Below are 17,049 nucleotides of genomic sequence, written 5' to 3' on the forward strand. Positions count from 1 at the left end.
GGAGAATAGCCTATGGACATAGAGGTCAAAAATGAGAAGAAGAAACCTCAGTTAAAGGACCACGAGCTAAAAGCGTTAATTCAAAAAAGTCAAGATGGAGATCAACAGGCGAGAGATACAATCGTTCAAAGTAATATGCGTCTCGTTTGGTCGGTTGTACAGCGGTTTCTTAATCGAGGATACGAACCAGACGATCTATTTCAAATTGGATGTATTGGGCTCTTGAAATCGGTAGATAAATTTGATTTATCTTTCGACGTGAAATTTTCAACATATGCAGTTCCAATGATTATTGGAGAAATACAACGTTTTTTACGTGATGATGGATCAGTGAAAGTTAGTAGGTCTTTAAAAGAAACAGGGAACAAAATTCGAAAGATGAGAGATGAGCTTTCGAAAGAGTTCGGAAGGGCTCCAACGATTAATGAGGTGGCAGAGGCGCTAGAACTAACGCCAGAGGAAGTTGTTCTAGCACAAGAAGCGAGCCGGGCGCCTTCATCTATACATGAAACTGTATATGAAAACGACGGTGATCCAATCACTATTTTAGATCAAATTGCAGATCAATCTGAAACGAAATGGTTCGATAAAATTGCTTTAAAAGAAGCGATTAGAGAACTAGATGAACGAGAGCGCTTAATTGTATACTTGCGTTACTATAAAGATCAAACACAGTCAGAAGTAGCAGAGCGCATAGGTATTTCGCAAGTACAAGTTTCAAGACTTGAAAAGAAAATATTAAAACAGATGAAAGATCGAATAGACGAATAATTGTCTATTCGATTTTTTTATGAAGTTAATAGGAGAGAGATGTTAATTTTCGAAAAAATTAACAGAATTTATTGATAATTTAGTTAATTTAAAATATAATCCAAGTATGAACTTGTCATAAAGGGGGGAAGGAAACATGGAAACGAGGCAACAATGGGGAACGAGAGCTGGATTTATTTTCGCAGCGGTCGGATCTGCCGTTGGATTAGGAAACATATGGCGTTTTCCTTATACAGCGTATGAAAATGGCGGCGGGGCATTCTTTTTACCGTACTTATTTGCATTATTAACGACGGGTATTTCATTGTTAGCATTTGAGTTTGCTCTTGGTCATCGTCATCGTGGCTCAGCACCACTTACATTTTTCCGTATTAGCCCGCGTGCCGAATTTATTGGATGGTGGCAAATGTGCGTAACATTTATCGTTTCAACATATTATGCAGTGATTATTGCTTGGTCTATATCGTATACATACTTTGCAATTACTGGAGCATGGGGAAAAGACACGCAATCATTTTTATTTAAAGAGTACTTACATGTTGCAGATAAGCCAGGACAATTTGGAGGACTTGTACCGGAAGTATTAATTCCGTTAGCTCTCGTTTGGATTATTGTGCTTGGCGTTGCATTTAAAGGAGTTAAAAAAGGAATCGAAGTTGTTAACCGTATATTTATTCCTTTATTAGTTGTTATGTTCCTTATTATCGTCGTTCGTGCAGTGACGATGGAAGGTGCTATGCAAGGACTAGATGCATTCTTTAAACCAGATTGGAGTCGTATTTTTGATGGGAAAGTATGGCTTGCTGCTTATGGTCAAATATTCTTTAGTTTATCTTTAGCATTTGGAATTATGATTACGTATTCTAGTTATTTACCGAAAAACTCTGATACAACAAATAATGCCTTTATTACTGGATTCGCAAACTCAGGATTTGAATTATTAGCAGGTATTGGAGTCTTTGCAGCTCTTGGATTTATGGCAAATAATATGGGAGTACCGGTTGATAAAGTAGCAAGTGCTGGCGTTGGACTTGCGTTCGTAGTATTTCCGCAAATTATTAATGAGTTGCCGATGTCACCGTTGTTTGGTGTATTATTTTTCTTATCGTTAACGGTTGCTGGAATCACATCACTTATTTCACTTGCGGAAGTATGCTTTGCCGCTGTATCTGAAAAATTCAGTTTAAGTCGTGAAAAAACCATTGGAATTATGGGAACCCTTCTCGTGTTAGTTTCTCTTGTTTTTGCAACACGTGGTGGACTTATGTTCTTAGATGTTGTCGACTATTTCGCTAATAATTTCGGATTAATTACAATTGCACTTGCGGAAGTAGTTACGATAGGGCTCATTTTACGTCGTTTACCAGTTTATCAAAATCATGCAAACTTTGTATCTGATATTAAATTAGGAACGTTTTGGAGAGTGAGTTTACTCGTTATTACTCCGCTTATGTTAGGGTATATGCTAATTGATGGTACAATCCAAAATATTAAAAAGAACTATGGAGATTATCCGACTGAGTTTGTTGTAACGTATGGTTGGTCGATAGCAGCAGCATTCCTCATAGTTGCAATAATCATTGGTCTGAAAAAATGGGATGCACAAATTCATTCGGACTCTGCCAAACTTGAAAAAGAATGGAAAGATCGAGGTGTTTCATAATGAGTGGATCAGCGATTATGATGATGGTTATTGGAATCGTAGTCATTTGGGGAGGGCTTGCATTAAGTATTGCAAACTTATTTAAGAAAAAGGCATAAGTAAAAAACATCTGCACCAAAATGGTGCAGATGTTTTTTTATGAAAAAATTGTATTAGAAAAAAATTCAATAACCATACTACAACTACGAGGAAGAGTGAAGGGGTGAATGAAAGTTGGAACAAACGATTTATATTAAAATGCGCAATCGTTTAAAAGTTTCTCCTACTTATGAAGTAAAGCTGGGCGATGTTGCTCAACTTGCCGGAGATTCTTCTGTAGTTGAGTTGTTACAAAATGAGATAGTTTACAAAATAACAGCGCATGATAAGACGCATGTTGTAATTGATGTTATGAAAGTAATTGAGATTATTCAACAGAAAGCATCTCATGTACAAATTAATTTACTCGGTTCTGGACAAACTCTTGTTGAAATTATATACGAAAAAAAGAAGGCGCATCCAGTTTTTTTCGGGCTTGTATGGCTGTTACTTTTCATTGGAGCGGCCCTTGCGATCATTTATTTCCATGAAGATGTAAGTATGCAACAAGTACATCAACGGTTATATTACATGATTACTGGAGAATTTAATGCGCAACCACTTTTATTTCAAATTCCTTATTCTTTAGGTCTTGGCTTAGGGATGGTTTTATTCTTTAATCATGTATTTCAAAAGCGAATTAATGAAGAGCCAAGTCCGCTAGAAGTTGAGATGTTTCAATACCAACAGTCGCTTGATCAATATGTAATCGTTAATGAAAACAAGGATAATATGAAACAACTTGCCGATGATTGAGTCTGGATTTGTTATTTTAATTGGTTTAGCTGGAGGGATTGCGGTAGGTAGCGGGTATGTCGCATTTTTAGCTGTACTTGGTATAATCCCCCGTTTAGCTCAATTAACGAGAAGTGGAAAGCATATTCAATATTTTGAGTGGGCAGTCATTGCAGGTACTTTAACAGGGGCTTGGTGTAGTTTGAAAAACATTACATTTCAAACATCGCAATATTGGCTCGTTATATTAGGGATATTTTGTGGCACGTTCATTGGAATGCTTGCTGCGGCATTAACAGAGGTGTTAAATGTTCTACCTATTTTAGCGAAACGAGTAGGGGTAGAGGGGAAGATTGTTGTTTTACTCATTGCTATTGTACTTGGGAAAGTAATAGGATCGTTGTTTCACTGGATTTATTTCGTAAAGTAGGAGGCAGTATATAAATGACAAGTCAGAAATTGAAGGATGATTACATAAATAAAGTGAAGGAGTATCATCCAAAGCCAAACTATTTACTAAATTGTATCAAAGCATTTCTTGTAGGTGGACTCATTTGTACAGTTGGAGAAGTATTGATGAAATTTTATATACATTATTTTCACTTCAGTGAACAAGAGGCAGGAAACCCAACTGTTGCAACGCTTGTTTTATTATCCGCGATTTTAACAGGATGTGGTGTATATGATAAAATCGGTCAATTTGCTGGAGCAGGATCAGCGGTGCCGGTGACAGGATTTGCAAATTCTATGGCGAGCGCTGCCTTAGAGCATAAGAGTGAAGGGATTGTTCTAGGGATTGCTACAAATATGTTTAAACTGGCAGGAAGTGTAATTGTATTTGGGGTTGTTGGTGCATATATCATTGGGTTAATAAGGTATACCTTTAAAGTTTTTATGTCTTAAAGGAGGGGCTAGTATGAGGTTGACCGGAAAACAAACGTGGGTATTTCAAAATGATATATATGTGAATGCAACGGGTACTGCTGTCGGTCCGAAAGAAGCTGAGGGCCCTCTTGGAAAAGATTTTGATATTTCATACGATGACTTGCATTGTGGAGAGGAAAATTGGGAGCTCGCCGAACGAAGATTAATGTCAGACTCAATTCAACAAGCAGTGCAAAAAGGGAATATAAAAACATCGCAAATTGATTTCTTTTTAGCGGGAGATTTATTAAATCAAACAGTGACAGCAAATTATGTTGCGCGTAAGTGGGGCATTCCTTTTTTAGGAATGTTTAGCGCTTGTGCGACGTCTATGGAGACTTTAGCAGTTGGCTCAGCTTTTATAGACGGTGGATTTGCAAATCGTGTCTTAGCTACAGTAAGTAGTCATAATGCAACGGCTGAAAGACAATTTCGCTATCCAACAGAGTATGGTGGGCAAAAGCCAGGGACAGCAAATTCAACTGTGACTGGTGCAGGATCTATATTAATTAGCAATGAAAAAAGTGCGATTAAAATTACGGCGGCTACAATCGGAAAAGTGCAAGATTTAGGAATCACAAATCCTTTGGATATGGGGGCAGCGATGGCTCCAGCAGCAGCTCATACAATTCAACAGCATTTTGAAGATTTAAGAAGAAGTGCCGATGATTATGATTTAATTGTTACGGGTGATTTATCAGCTGTTGGGACGCCGATTGCAAAACAACTTTTACTTGAGGAAGGTTACGATCTTGGGCATATATACAATGATTGCGGATTGATGATTTATGAATCAAGTCAAGAAGAAGTGTTTGCAGGTGGTAGTGGTTGCGCTTGTTCAGCAGTTGTCACATATGGCCATTTATTACACGAGATGCAAAAAGGGAATTTACAACGAATTTTTGTCGTTGCCACTGGCGCATTATTAAGCCCGATGATGATGCAACAGAAAGAAACGATTCCAACAATTGCACATGGTGTCGTATTTGAAAGAGTTAAAGGAGAGTGAATTGTGGATTTTATATATGCATTTCTTGTAGGTGGAGCTATTTGTGTAATTGGGCAACTATTGTTAGATTTCGCAAAGTTAACACCAGCTCATTTAATGGCAACTTTTGTAGTCATCGGAGCAATTTTAGATGGATTTGGATTGTACGATAAACTAATAAAGTTTGCAGGTGCTGGAGCAACAGTCCCTATTACAAGTTTTGGACATTCACTATTGCACGGAGCAATGCATGCAGCAGAAAAACATGGATATTTAGGAATTGGTATTGGCATGTTTAGTTTAACGTCTGCGGGCATTTCCGCAGCGATATTGTTTTCGTTTTTTATAGCACTTATATGTAAACCGAAAGGATAAATCAAATGAGACGAAGGGTTGTTTTGGTCACAGATGGAGATGAATATGCAAAGCGGACAATTGAGCTTTTAACAAAGGAATTTGGGGGAAGGTGTATTTCAGCATCACAAAGTAATCCAACCAAATTGACAGGGAAAAAAGTTGTTGAGCTTATTATGCAAACGCCATATGACCCTGTATTTGTCATGTTTGATGACAGTGGATTTATTGGAGAAGGATCTGGTGAGAAGGCTTTAAAATATGTGGCTACCCATAAACAAATTGATGTGCTCGGAATTTTAGCAGTAGCGTCTAATACGCATCATTGGGAATGGGCACGTGTAGATGTAAGTGTAGATCGGAATGGGAATTTAACCGAATACGGTGTTGATAAATTTGGACTTCCAGATGGTGAAATTGGCAGGATTAGTGGAGATACAATATATTGCTTAGACGATTTAAATGTTCCTGTCATTGTTGGAGTTGGTGATATTGGTAAAATGTGCGGGAATGATGAATGGGAGAGAGGGTCACCTATTACTAGAAAAGCGATTCAATTAATTTTGGAAAGGAGTGGTTTTTATGACGAAGCCTAAAAAGGTGGATATCCCTATATCAACTTTCATAAGTGACAATGAAAATTATTTAAAGCAGACAGTTGGACTAGGCGTTACATACGATGTTGGCATTCGTAAATTTCAAATTTTGAATAAAGAAATTGGTGTGTTATTTGTAAACGGACTTTGTGATACAAATTATATTATCCCTATTTTAGAAGAAGCGGTGGATACAAATGAGATAAGGGATGTAGAAGAAGATACAGTGAAGCTTTTAGAGAATCGCTTAATCCATCAACAAGTAAGCAAAGTGAAAACGATGGATGAGGTAATGCTCCAAGTATTATCAGGACTCATTGTGATATTTGTGGAAGGTGAAACGGAAGCGTTCGCGATCGATGTTCGTAGTTATCCAGGGCGAACACCGACAGAACCAGATACCGAAAAGGTAGTACGCGGTGCGAGGGATGGGTTTGTTGAAAATATCGTTGTAAATACAGCATTAATTCGTAGAAGAATTCGAGATCCACGTCTTCGAAATGAAATTATTCGAGTAGGAGATAGATCACAAACGGATATTTGTATTACATACGTTCAAGATGTTGCAAATCCAGACTTAGTAAAGATTATAAAACAAGAATTAAATAACATCGATGTAGATGGAATTACGATGGCGGATAAAACAGTAGAAGAATTTGTTGTAAAGCAAAGCTATAACCCATTCCCACTTATTCGATATACAGAAAGGCCAGATGTAGCAGCAAATCATCTACTAGAAGGGCATGTGTTAGTGCTCGTTGACACATCACCAAGTGCTATGATTACACCGACAACATATTTTCATCATTTACAGCATGCGGAAGAATTTAGACAAAATCCAGCTGTCGGTACATTTTTACGCTGGGTGCGCTTTTTAGGTGTTATATTCTCGTTATTTTTATTACCATTTTGGCTAGTGTTTGTATTTGATCCAACTCTTTTGCCAGCAAATCTTGCTTTTATTGGACCGACTAAGATGACGCATTTACCAATTTTATTACAGGTGTTAATGGCAGAGGTCGGACTTGAGTTTTTAAGGATGGCAGCCATTCATACTCCAACGCCGTTATCGTCTGCAGCAGGGTTGATTTCCGCTATATTAATTGGTCAAATTGCAATTGATGTAGGTTTGTTTGTGCCAGAAGTAATTTTGTATGTAGCGGTTTCGATGATTGGTGCATATGCAACACCGAGTTATGAATTAGGATTAGGGAATAAGGTTGGGAAATTGTTTGTTATTATTTTAACAGGTCTCTTCCATGAGATGGGATTTGTAATTGGTATGACGATATTAATTTTATTTTTAACGTCTATAAAAAGTTTACAAACACCTTATTTATGGCCGTTTTTACCATTTGATTGGGGCGCGTTAACAAAAATTTTACTCCGTCCAACAATGTCTAGTTTAAAAGTACGACCAAGTATTGTAAGACCTCAAAATGTAAAAAGACAAAAATAAACGGGATTATACACCCGTTTATTTTTTTTAGCAAAAATTTATTGTTTTTTAACAAAAATCACACATTTTTTGTGTACACTTAGAGTAGATATTGTGTATGGAAGGGGAAGAGGACATGATTAAATTATTTGTAAGTGATTTAGATGACACGCTCGTTTACGATGTGAATCATATGCAAAAAGAAGATGAACGTGCGCTGTGTTGGTTAGCTGAGAAAGGGACAAATATTTGTTTTGCCTCTGGCCGCTTTACACATAGAATTGATGAAGTTGTAAAAAGGTTTTCATTCCCATATTACACAACAGGCTTAAATGGAGCGACAATGTTACTTCCGGATGGGGATTTATTCCATGAATCGAGTTTTGAAAATACGGTTGCCCAGGAAATATATCGATATATACATAAAAAAGGACTAGCGGATATTGTTTGTGCAAATGAGCAGCGATATACAAAAAGGAAAAATGAACAACACCATAATTTTGAAGCGTATATGGGTGTGCATATCGCTGAAATTGAAGCGTTAGAAGAAGAGTTTGGTAAGACTGTGCACCCTGCAAAATTGTTTGTTTTTGGAGAAGAAGAGAAAATTGTGACGTTAGATCAAGAGCTACGAGATACGTTTCAAGGCGAAGCGGAAGTTTTTATATCAGGTAAACGCTATGTTGATATTATGCCAAGAGGCGTGAGTAAGGGTAGTGCTCTAAAGCGACTAATGGACCATTTGCAAATTGAAGCAAATGAAGTTGCTTGTATTGGAGATTCTTTCAATGATATTTCTATGTTTGAAGTAACCCCGCATTCATTTACTCTTCATCATGCCCATCCATATGTAAAGGAGAAAGCAAATCATATAGTGCGTTCGGTTGAAGAGGCTGTTATGAAATTACCGTTACTTGTATAAAAAAGAAGCCCGTCACTGGCGGGCTTCTTTTTTACTTGAATAAAGATTTAACAAAATCAATGATACTTGAGAAGAAATCTTTCACTTTATCTAGAAAACTTTGTCCTTCTTCAGATCCTAAAAAGGCAGAAACGTGTTCTTTTGCTTTGTTTAATTGACTACCAACTTGATTCCAATCGATATTAAGATTTTTCATTTTATCAAATAACGATACTAAGTTATCTAACTGTTCATCTGTTAATGTAATGCCTAATTGATCAGCAATTTTTTTAATTAATGAACGTAAATCTTCTGTTGTTTTTGGCTGTTCTTTTGCAATTTCTTCTTTAATTTTTGCAACAAGTTGAACTGCTTTTTCTTCACCAATTTTATCACCAAGCTGGGCTGTTTGTACCATTTCTTCATTCGCTACTTTTTTAACTTCTTCAGGAATTTGTTTATTGGACGCAGTTTCATATGCTTTCATTAATCCAGTTAAAGCTGCAGTTCCTGAAACTTTAAAAGGTGCGTTAATTTGAATTTCTGCATCTTTTACACCTGCTGTAATCAAAGCGTTAGTGTACATTGCATCTGTTACCCAGTTAATGTTCTTTGATCGTACAATAAGACCAGATCCTGGTTTAGTGTATGTAATCATAGAAGAAGAAATTGCTCTCGTACCAATTTGTGCTTTTGGAACAATGCCTTCTAGAAATTTATGTTCTTCCGCATTAGATACAGTAATAATTGTAGCATCTTTCGGTGCTTTCATTTCTTTTAACAGATCTTGTTTTTGTTGTTCGGATAAGTTCTCTCCTAGTGTAACAATTGATTCTCCCTCGATGATGTCTGCAAATGAAGCTGTTGGCATCATAAATACCGTTACAGCTAATAGCAGAGCTAATAATTTCGTTCTCACGAAAAATCGCTCCCTTTCTCTTTCTAAAATTTTCGGGCAACAAAGTTATTATAGTATATATTTCTTATTTGTCACCTAGCTTTTTCCACATTTCAAAAAAGAAGTATCTAGATTGTCGGATTCTTTTTGTTTCTAGTCATGAATGTGGTAATATAGTGCTGAGATAGTTGAAAGGAGACATATACATATGAAAACTTTAGGATACATATTAATGGAAAACGGTGAAAAAATCGACTTGGAATTTTTCCCAGAAGAAGCACCGAAAACAGTAGAAAACTTTAAAAAATTAGCAGAGCAAGGATTTTATGATGGTGTTACATTCCACCGTGTTATTCCTGGCTTCGTAAGCCAAGGTGGAGACCCAACAGGTACAGGTGCAGGTGGCCCAGGTTACTCTATTCCATGTGAAACTGATGGAAACCCTCATAGACACCTTGTCGGATCACTTTCTATGGCTCATGCTGGCCGTAACACAGGCGGTAGCCAATTCTTTGTTGTTCATGAGCCACAGCCACATTTAGATGGCGTTCATACTGTATTTGGTAAAGCAACAAGCGGTATTGAAACAGTATTAAAAATGCGTCAAGGCGATGTAATGAAAGAAGTTAAAGTTTGGGAAGAATAAGGTAAGGGAAAAGAGAGCTTTTGCTCTCTTTTTTTACTTTTAAATGGGACGGGGTACTTCTTCTGCAGCTCATCATACAAGTAGTATTGTTGCTAAAATATATTGCTTGTGAGAACAAACCTTTAACAAATTACATAGAATACATTACATTATATGTTTCAATAAATATTTTTTGTTATATTAATTTTGCTAGAAGTGTGCTGCTTTAGGGTAACTATTAATGAAGTGATATTGAATGATATGTTTCTTTCCATTCCATATAAAATTTTCTTTTTTTAACTCTATTTATTAAAGGAATAGTGCTGAAACATAGATTTGACTTTCTTCTTTTCGCTTTGTATGATTATCAAGTTGTTTTAGGCTCTTCTCACTCTGTTGAAAATATTGTAAAATGAATATGATATGAAAAGAGTGATTGAGGGGATTACTAGTTTGTAACTTTTGTAAGAAGGGATAAGGGTTATGTTAATTCGTTTTAAAAAAAGTTATGAAAAAATTGCAATGGGGCTTCTTTCGTTTATGCCAACTGAAAAAGATGTGAAAACATTACAATTGACAATGAAAGAATATGAAGCAAAAGATGATTGGCAATTGTATTTGTGGAAAGAGAATGAAGATTTTGTTGGAATAATGGGGATTGTAAAAAAAGAGAATCAAGTATTAGAAATTCAGCATTTGAGTGTCAACCCATCTCACCGTCATGTAGGGATTGGGACAAAGATGGTTCAAGAGTTAAAGAGTAAATTTCTTGAGTTTACAATTTGCGGAAATGAGCAAACAGCAAGTTTTTGCGAAAAATGTAAAGGGCTAGAACAAAATATACATTCGTGAAAGCAGGGATAAGTAGTTTATTATCTCTGCTTTCTTTTTTGTAATTGTTCATTTCGTTCAGTAATGACTTCTGTGCGATCACGCATAGTATGCTTGTTTATAATATATTCACTTGGGATAGCATTCAAATCTTTCCAAGGGAGGTTTTGTTTTTGACATAACTCTGTGCACTGCTTCTCTAACGATGGATCTGATAAGGGTAAAAATAAAGGTACAAAACGTTCTTTTTTATGGATAGATTGCAATCTTTCATTGAGCAAGGAAAGAAGTTGTACTTGATTAATTCCTAAACGTTGTAAAGACACACCGCTTTTTTCTAAAATTGTGATTGCGCTTTTCATCATTTTTGTAGAACCATTCCAGTTATCACGTCTTTGGTGGTATAAAGAAACTGCAATTTGAATGAGACCAACTAAGTAATGATCACGATTTCCTCGTGGTTTTGTCTTCCAGTACTCTTCTAGTATTTCGTGGCATTCAAAATAGTCGTAATCTCCTTGGAAATGAATTAAAAATTGTATGTATTCGGTAGGATACATGTTTTCTCGCCCCTATCTAACGGTTATACATATAAGTGTATCATAGAAATATGAACAATAAACGACTAGGAGATTTCCCCCTAGCCGTTATTGTTCATATTAGCAGAAGCAAGCTGCTCCTACAATAATTAGTAAAATAAACAGTACAACAAGTAATGCGAACCCACCGCTAAAACCACAATCAACGTGACCCATAGTTTTTTGACCTCCTACATTGTTCTTACTACACTGTTATCATATGAAGTGGTGGGCATGATGACATAGGCATCGGTCTATTTTTAATTAAATTTCTTAAAAAGGTTGGATAGAACATGAGTATGCTCTATACTTATGTTGTTATAGAAAAAATGTGGTGGGATGCTTTGTGCAATATAATTTTAAAGTAGAGGCTTTTGAAGGGCCTTTAGATCTATTGTTACATTTAATACATCGTTATGAAATTGATATATATAATATTCCTGTAGCAGATATTACAGAGCAATATTTATCTTATGTGCATACGATGAAAGAACTTCAATTAGATGTTGCAAGTGAGTATTTAGTAATGGCCGCAACGTTATTACAAATTAAAAGTAAAATGTTGTTGCCGAAACATGAAGAAGATGTACTTGATAACGGTGATGATTTTATAGATGATCCTCGTCAAGAATTGATGGAGAGGTTAATTGAATATAAGAAATATAAGCAAGTTGCTACTGAGTTAAAAGAAAGAGAACAAGAAAGAGCACAGCTATATACACGTCCACCAATTGACTTTACATCGTTGCAACAAGAAGAGGAGACAAGCTTGCCTCTTGATGTTACGTTATATGATATGCTAGCGGCATTTCAAAAATTAATGCGCCGTAAAAAGGCAAAAAAACCTGTAACAACACGTATTACTCGTCAAGAAATACCAATTGAACAGCGAATGACTGATATTTTAAAGCAGTTAAAAATAAAGGGTGGTCGCCAAAGTTTTTATGATTTATTTGTTGATGATGAACGTGAAATAATGGTCGTAACATTTTTAGCAGTTCTGGAACTTATGAAAAATCAACAAATCATAATTGAGCAAGAACATAATTTTGATGAAATTTTCGTATCAAGCTCTAATAAATCTGCATAGGGCAAGTATGTAAAATTGGGATAAAAACACTTTATCTCATGCTATGTTTTAATGTATCGTTTGGAACAAGAGAAAAAATATTGAACCGAACGCATTGATTGTGATTCGGTTTTTTGATGTGTATTTTTATGGGAAAATAGAAGGAAGGAGCTCGTGAAATGGATAGGAAAGAACAAAAGTCAATTATTGAAGGCCTTTTATTTGTTTCTGGTGATGAAGGGATTTATCCAGAACAAATAGCGAAAGTTCTTGAAATTGAAATGAATGAAGTAATGAATATTTTAGAAGAAATGCAACAAGAATGTGAAGGTGCAAACCGTGGTTTGCAAATTGTACAGTATGCAAAAGTATATCGTTTTGCTACAAAGAAAGAACATGCTTCATATTATCAAAAACTAATAGATACACCAACAGCTGCTTCGCTCTCACAAGCTGCCCTTGAAACGTTAGCGATTGTTGCATATCGTCAACCAATCACAAGGACTGAAATGGAAGAGATTAGAGGAGTTAAAACCGATAAGGCGTTACAAACGTTGGTTTCCCATTTACTTATAAAAGAAATGGGAAGGGCGGAAGGACCAGGGCGTCCTATTTTATACGGAACAACAAAAGAATTTTTGGACACATTTGGATTGAAAACATTAGATGATTTACCCCCGCTTTCTGAAGAGAATGAACAAATGAATGAAGCAGATTTATTCTTCGGTTCCTTACAAGAGATATCGAAATAAAAGCTTAGCATTTTGCTAAGCTTTTTTTGTATATCAATTATTTACAGTGCCATACTAAATGAAAAAAGGAGACGAGTTATGAGAGGTATGCGGATTATTCTATTATTAGTTTCTGTTTTATTATGTTTTTCTTTAAATAGCGCATCAGCTAAAAGGTATATGATGTCCATTCATACTACGTCTCCTTTACATATGCATCGGCAACATCTTAGTAAAATGAAAGTGAGCTTTTTAAAAGTGGGGCAAGGTGATGCAACACTTATCATAATGCCAAACGGACAAACAATGTTAATTGATGGAGGACCTTATGAAGCAGGAGAGGTTATTATTCAGAAATTAATTGAGAAAGGGATTAATCATTTAGATGTAATTGTCAGTACGCATCCCGATATGGATCATATAGGGGGGCTAATTCCAATTGTAGAGCAAATGCCGGTATCGCTTATATTAGATAGCGGAAAAACATATAGTTCTCTTACTTATCATACATATCGGAATAATATTAAAAAAAGAGGGATACCTTTCGTTTCAGTAAAGGAAGGGCAATATATACCGCTGGATCCACATGTTTCTATACAAGTATTAAACAATGGGAAATCAAAAGATGAAAATAATGAATCCTCAATTGTTTTGAAGGTACGATATGGAAAAGCGGATTTTTTATTAATGGGTGACGCGGATGTACGGACAGAACATGAAATATTAAAACAATTTGATGTACATGCAGATGTTTTAAAAGTGGGGCATCACGGCTCGTATACTTCAACAAGTGAAACGTTTATAAAAAAAGTGGAACCGCAGTTTGCTATTCTGTCTTATGGGAGTAGTAATCCGTATGGACATCCTCACCAAAGTGTAGTAAAACGCTTAAAAAGGCACGGTATAATGGTATATAGAACGAATAAACGTACAGTAGAAATAGAAACAGATGGTGAACATGTTATGTTAGAGTCTAGTGGGTTAATGCCATTGTTGAAGTGACTTCTATATTAGGGGTGGATACTGTCCCTTTTTGGAAAAATGAATACTATATATTATAATTATAATGGACGTAAGAAATTTCCTTTTTTGTTGAATAAAAAGGAAATTTCATTAGAATGTATAGACAACTACTCGTGCATATATTAAGATGGAACTAGGCGAATAAGGTAATAATAACAAGTAGGTATTTCATGGGAAAGGATCGATGAAAATGAAAACGCAAATTGTCATCAATGCCAAAATTTACACAGGTCAAGAAATAGTGGAAAACGGATTTATTCGTTACGCAGAAACCATTAAAGAAATTGGTTTGATGGCTCAATATGTACCACAAGAAAATGAAACTGTTTTTGATGCTACAGGGAAGATTGTAATTCCAGGTATGATCGATGTTCATATTCATGGTGGATACGATATTGATGCGATGGATGCAAATAGCGATGGGTTAGTAACTCTAGGTAAAGAAATGTTAAAAGAAGGGGTTACAACTTACTTCCCAACAACAATGACACAAGCTCCAGAGGCAATTGAAGCAGCGCTAACTGCTGCGAAAGAAGCAAAAGAAAAAGGAGCACATTTCGAATATATTCACTTAGAAGGACCTTATGTTTCAAAGAAACGTGCAGGTGCACAACCACTTGAACATATCGTTCCTGCAAATATTGAGCAATTTAAACAATGGCAAGAAGCAAGTGGGAATTTAATTAAATTAGTAACATATGCACCAGAAGAAGAGGGAGCATTAGAGTTTGAACAATATCTTACTGAAACTGGTGTAGTTGGCACAATGGGGCATACAGATGCAATCGATGCGCAACTAAAAAATAGAAAGATTACACATGCGACACATTTATACAATCAAATGCGTGGATTACATCACCGTGAGCCAGGAGTTGTTGGTCATGTGTTATTAAATCCAGATGTAATGGTTGAAGTAATTACAGATGGTATTCATATTCACCCTGATATGGTGAAATTAGCATATAAGTTAAAAGGACCGAAAAAAGTAAGTGTTATTACTGACGCAATGCGCGCAAAAGGTCTTGAAGATGGATTATATGAGCTTGGCGGACAGCCGGTACATGTAAAAGATGGTAGTGCTCGATTAGAAGATGGAACGTTAGCTGGTAGTATTCTAAAAATGGATCAAGCTTTCCGAAATGTAATTGAATTTACAGGTTGTTCAATCGAAGATGCAGTACTGATGACATCAGTTAACCAAGCAGAAGAGTTTGGATTAAATAATAAAGGTGCATTAGCGGTAGGAAAAGATGCAGACTTTGTTGTGATGAATGAAGATTTACATGTATATGATACGGTTCGTTTAGGAATTCATATGAAGGAAGGGAAGTAATTAAATGAATATTCTTGTTGTAAAAACTCCAGAAGAACTAGCAGAAGTAGGTTATAAATTAATTGAAGAAGTTGTAAAAACAAAAGAAAATCCAACATTAGGAATGGCTACAGGAAGCTCTCCATTAGGTATTTATGCAGAAATGCGAAAAAATAAACTTGATACAAGCCGTGTAACCACTGTAAACTTAGATGAGTACGTAAATTTACCACATGAAGATAAAAACAGCTATCACTATTTCATGCAAGAACAGTTGTTTGATCATCTTCCATTTAAACAAACTTATGTACCAAACGGGATGGCAAGTGATTTAGAGGAAGAATGCAAACGTTACGAGGGCATTCTAGCTGCTAACCCAGTTGACCTACAGATTCTTGGAATCGGTGAAAACGGTCACATCGGATTTAACGAGCCAGGAACACCGTTTAATTCTCCAACGAACATTGTTGAATTAACAGAATCTACACGCCAAGCAAACCTTCGCTTCTTCGAAAAAGAAGAAGATGTGCCAACTCATGCGATTACAATGGGAATTGGAAGCATTATGAAAGCGAAACAAGTTCTACTTGTAGCTATGGGTGCTAAAAAGGCAGAAGCTGTTAAAGAATTATTGCAAGGTGAATATAGTGAAGAGTGTCCGGCTACAGTTTTACAACGTCATCCGAATGTAACCGTAATCGCAGATCAAGAAGCTCTATCTTTATGCAGTGAGGCGATTGCTGATGAACATCGACAAGTATTCACCATTTCCGATCTATTATCAGATTCAAGAGTGGGTGAAACAGCTAATTGAGGACGGCGAATGGAAGCCGGGAGATAAAATCCCATCTGAGAATGAACTTTGTGATAAGTTCGAAGTGAGTCGTATGACAATCAGACAGGCGATTAATAATTTAGTGGAACAAGGCTATTTATATCGGAAGCGTGGAATTGGAACATTTGTCCAACTTCCGAAAGTGGAACAAAAATTGCAAGGAATGACGGGATTCACAGAAGACATGATTTCTCGTGGGATGAACCCAAGTAGTCAATTACTTAGTTTCCGCCTAGTTCCAGCTACTGCTAAAATAGCAGACCGGTTGAGAATACAGGAGGGGGAATCGGTTTATGAAGTGAGGCGTATTCGCTTAGCTGATGATGAACCGATTGCTTTTGAGACGACATATTTGTCGCCAGCTCTTGTAAAAGATATTAACGAAGAGATATTGCAACAATCTTTATATGAACATTTAGAGAAAAAACTGGGCTTTAAACTTGTTAGCGCTACTCAGTCAATTGAAGCTTCTGTTGCAACGGAAAATGAAGCTGAACATCTGCATATTCCTAAAAAGGCGCCTGTACTTGTAATGCGTCAATGGTCATATTCAGAAGGTGAGATACCGCTAGAGTACGTGAAATGTATTTATCGTGGAGATCGTTATAAATTTATTACGAATATTGCACGTAACAAATAGTATATTTCAGTTTGTGAAGTACAGTGGAAATGAAAATGGATAACATGTAAAGAAATAAA

22 protein-coding genes are annotated in these 17,049 nt (G+C 36.1%); 19 read left to right on the plus strand and 3 right to left on the minus strand.

The genetic code is table 11. The features are described from left to right. Positions 1 to 12: 12 nt before the first annotated feature. The 11 genes from sigF to ACLBXA_RS04190 all read left to right on the plus strand — a co-directional run bounded on the left by sigF (position 13) and on the right by ACLBXA_RS04190 (position 8,469). Complete coding sequence (gene sigF, locus ACLBXA_RS04140; RefSeq protein WP_000350729.1) at positions 13 to 771, plus strand: RNA polymerase sporulation sigma factor SigF; 759 nt, start codon at positions 13 to 15, stop codon at positions 769 to 771. Positions 772 to 907: 136 nt separating this feature from the next. Then, entirely contained in the window at positions 908 to 2,434 is a 1,527-nt protein-coding gene (locus tag ACLBXA_RS04145) for a sodium-dependent transporter (RefSeq protein ID WP_000450088.1), read from the plus strand. Continuing rightward, positions 2,434 to 2,532 carry a methionine/alanine import family NSS transporter small subunit gene (locus ACLBXA_RS04150; protein WP_000016826.1) on the plus strand — a complete coding sequence of 33 codons (99 nt, stop codon included), beginning with the start codon at positions 2,434 to 2,436 and terminating at the stop codon, positions 2,530 to 2,532. Before ACLBXA_RS04145 ends, ACLBXA_RS04150 begins: the two co-directional genes overlap by 1 nt. A 115-nt stretch (positions 2,533 to 2,647) precedes the next feature. Further along, positions 2,648 to 3,268, plus strand: coding sequence for a stage V sporulation protein AA (locus ACLBXA_RS04155; protein WP_000438368.1), 621 nt, complete (start codon positions 2,648 to 2,650; stop codon positions 3,266 to 3,268). Continuing rightward, entirely contained in the window at positions 3,261 to 3,677 is a 417-nt protein-coding gene (gene spoVAB / locus ACLBXA_RS04160) for a stage V sporulation protein SpoVAB (protein WP_000572938.1), read from the plus strand. The genes ACLBXA_RS04155 and spoVAB overlap by 8 nt, the downstream gene beginning before the upstream one ends. 14 nt (positions 3,678 to 3,691) lie before the next feature. Next, entirely contained in the window at positions 3,692 to 4,150 is a 459-nt protein-coding gene (gene spoVAC / locus ACLBXA_RS04165) for a stage V sporulation protein AC (protein WP_000203809.1), read from the plus strand. Between the two features lie 13 nt (positions 4,151 to 4,163). Then, positions 4,164 to 5,180 (plus strand): stage V sporulation protein AD, encoded by a 1,017-nt coding sequence (spoVAD, locus tag ACLBXA_RS04170; RefSeq protein ID WP_001241139.1) that lies wholly within the window; start codon positions 4,164 to 4,166, stop codon positions 5,178 to 5,180. Positions 5,181 to 5,183: 3 nt separating this feature from the next. Next, entirely contained in the window at positions 5,184 to 5,534 is a 351-nt protein-coding gene (gene spoVAE / locus ACLBXA_RS04175) for a stage V sporulation protein AE (RefSeq protein WP_000345907.1), read from the plus strand. A gap of 5 nt (positions 5,535 to 5,539) precedes the next feature. Beyond that, complete coding sequence (locus ACLBXA_RS04180; RefSeq protein ID WP_001254416.1) at positions 5,540 to 6,109, plus strand: stage V sporulation protein AE; 570 nt, start codon at positions 5,540 to 5,542, stop codon at positions 6,107 to 6,109. Beyond that, the gene (spoVAF, locus tag ACLBXA_RS04185) at positions 6,096 to 7,568 is read left to right on the plus strand and encodes a spore germination protein SpoVAF (RefSeq protein ID WP_000165593.1); all 1,473 of its coding nucleotides are present in this window, start codon (positions 6,096 to 6,098) and stop codon (positions 7,566 to 7,568) included. The genes ACLBXA_RS04180 and spoVAF overlap by 14 nt, the downstream gene beginning before the upstream one ends. 97 nt (positions 7,569 to 7,665) lie before the next feature. After that, on the plus strand, positions 7,666 to 8,469 hold the full coding sequence (locus ACLBXA_RS04190; protein WP_002082221.1) for a Cof-type HAD-IIB family hydrolase: 804 nt from the start codon (positions 7,666 to 7,668) through the stop codon (positions 8,467 to 8,469). A gap of 31 nt (positions 8,470 to 8,500) precedes the next feature. On the opposite strand, the gene ACLBXA_RS04195 is transcribed toward ACLBXA_RS04190, so the two are convergent. Next, entirely contained in the window at positions 8,501 to 9,367 is an 867-nt protein-coding gene (locus ACLBXA_RS04195) for a DUF1002 domain-containing protein (RefSeq protein WP_001259343.1), read from the minus strand. A 187-nt stretch (positions 9,368 to 9,554) separates the two neighbouring features. Between ACLBXA_RS04195 and ACLBXA_RS04200 the strand changes: the two genes are divergently transcribed. Both ACLBXA_RS04200 and ribT read left to right on the plus strand, forming a co-directional pair. After that, positions 9,555 to 9,992, plus strand: coding sequence for a peptidylprolyl isomerase (locus ACLBXA_RS04200; protein ID WP_000853784.1), 438 nt, complete (start codon positions 9,555 to 9,557; stop codon positions 9,990 to 9,992). A 462-nt stretch (positions 9,993 to 10,454) separates the two neighbouring features. Then, complete coding sequence (gene ribT / locus ACLBXA_RS04205) at positions 10,455 to 10,823, plus strand: GNAT family N-acetyltransferase RibT (RefSeq protein ID WP_000908401.1); 369 nt, start codon at positions 10,455 to 10,457, stop codon at positions 10,821 to 10,823. A gap of 20 nt (positions 10,824 to 10,843) precedes the next feature. On the opposite strand, the gene ACLBXA_RS04210 is transcribed toward ribT, so the two are convergent. Both ACLBXA_RS04210 and ACLBXA_RS04215 read right to left on the minus strand, forming a co-directional pair. Further along, positions 10,844 to 11,362 (minus strand): DUF309 domain-containing protein, encoded by a 519-nt coding sequence (locus tag ACLBXA_RS04210; protein ID WP_000283612.1) that lies wholly within the window; start codon positions 11,360 to 11,362, stop codon positions 10,844 to 10,846. Positions 11,363 to 11,461: 99 nt separating this feature from the next. Next, positions 11,462 to 11,557, minus strand: coding sequence for a YjcZ family sporulation protein (locus ACLBXA_RS04215; protein ID WP_000510194.1), 96 nt, complete (start codon positions 11,555 to 11,557; stop codon positions 11,462 to 11,464). Positions 11,558 to 11,726: 169 nt separating this feature from the next. Between ACLBXA_RS04215 and scpA the strand changes: the two genes are divergently transcribed. The 6 genes from scpA to ACLBXA_RS04245 all read left to right on the plus strand — a co-directional run bounded on the left by scpA (position 11,727) and on the right by ACLBXA_RS04245 (position 16,990). Then, complete coding sequence (gene scpA, locus ACLBXA_RS04220; protein ID WP_001199753.1) at positions 11,727 to 12,470, plus strand: segregation/condensation protein A; 744 nt, start codon at positions 11,727 to 11,729, stop codon at positions 12,468 to 12,470. A 158-nt stretch (positions 12,471 to 12,628) separates the two neighbouring features. Then, positions 12,629 to 13,201 carry a segregation/condensation protein ScpB gene (gene scpB, locus ACLBXA_RS04225; RefSeq protein ID WP_000375173.1) on the plus strand — a complete coding sequence of 191 codons (573 nt, stop codon included), beginning with the start codon at positions 12,629 to 12,631 and terminating at the stop codon, positions 13,199 to 13,201. Between the two features lie 78 nt (positions 13,202 to 13,279). Further along, positions 13,280 to 14,182, plus strand: a complete 903-nt coding sequence (locus ACLBXA_RS04230; RefSeq protein WP_001214828.1) for a ComEC/Rec2 family competence protein — start codon at positions 13,280 to 13,282, stop codon at positions 14,180 to 14,182. Between the two features lie 211 nt (positions 14,183 to 14,393). After that, a complete protein-coding gene (gene nagA, locus ACLBXA_RS04235; RefSeq protein WP_002082222.1) occupies positions 14,394 to 15,536 on the plus strand; it encodes an N-acetylglucosamine-6-phosphate deacetylase in 1,143 nt (380 codons plus the stop codon). A gap of 4 nt (positions 15,537 to 15,540) precedes the next feature. Beyond that, entirely contained in the window at positions 15,541 to 16,329 is a 789-nt protein-coding gene (nagB, locus tag ACLBXA_RS04240; RefSeq protein ID WP_001024215.1) for a glucosamine-6-phosphate deaminase, read from the plus strand. Next, positions 16,259 to 16,990: a GntR family transcriptional regulator gene (locus ACLBXA_RS04245; protein ID WP_014894892.1), complete on the plus strand. Its 732-nt coding sequence runs from the start codon at positions 16,259 to 16,261 to the stop codon at positions 16,988 to 16,990. Before nagB ends, ACLBXA_RS04245 begins: the two co-directional genes overlap by 71 nt. Positions 16,991 to 17,049: the final 59 nt, after the last annotated feature.

It is taken from the genome of Bacillus sp. D48C, assembly GCF_053345735.1.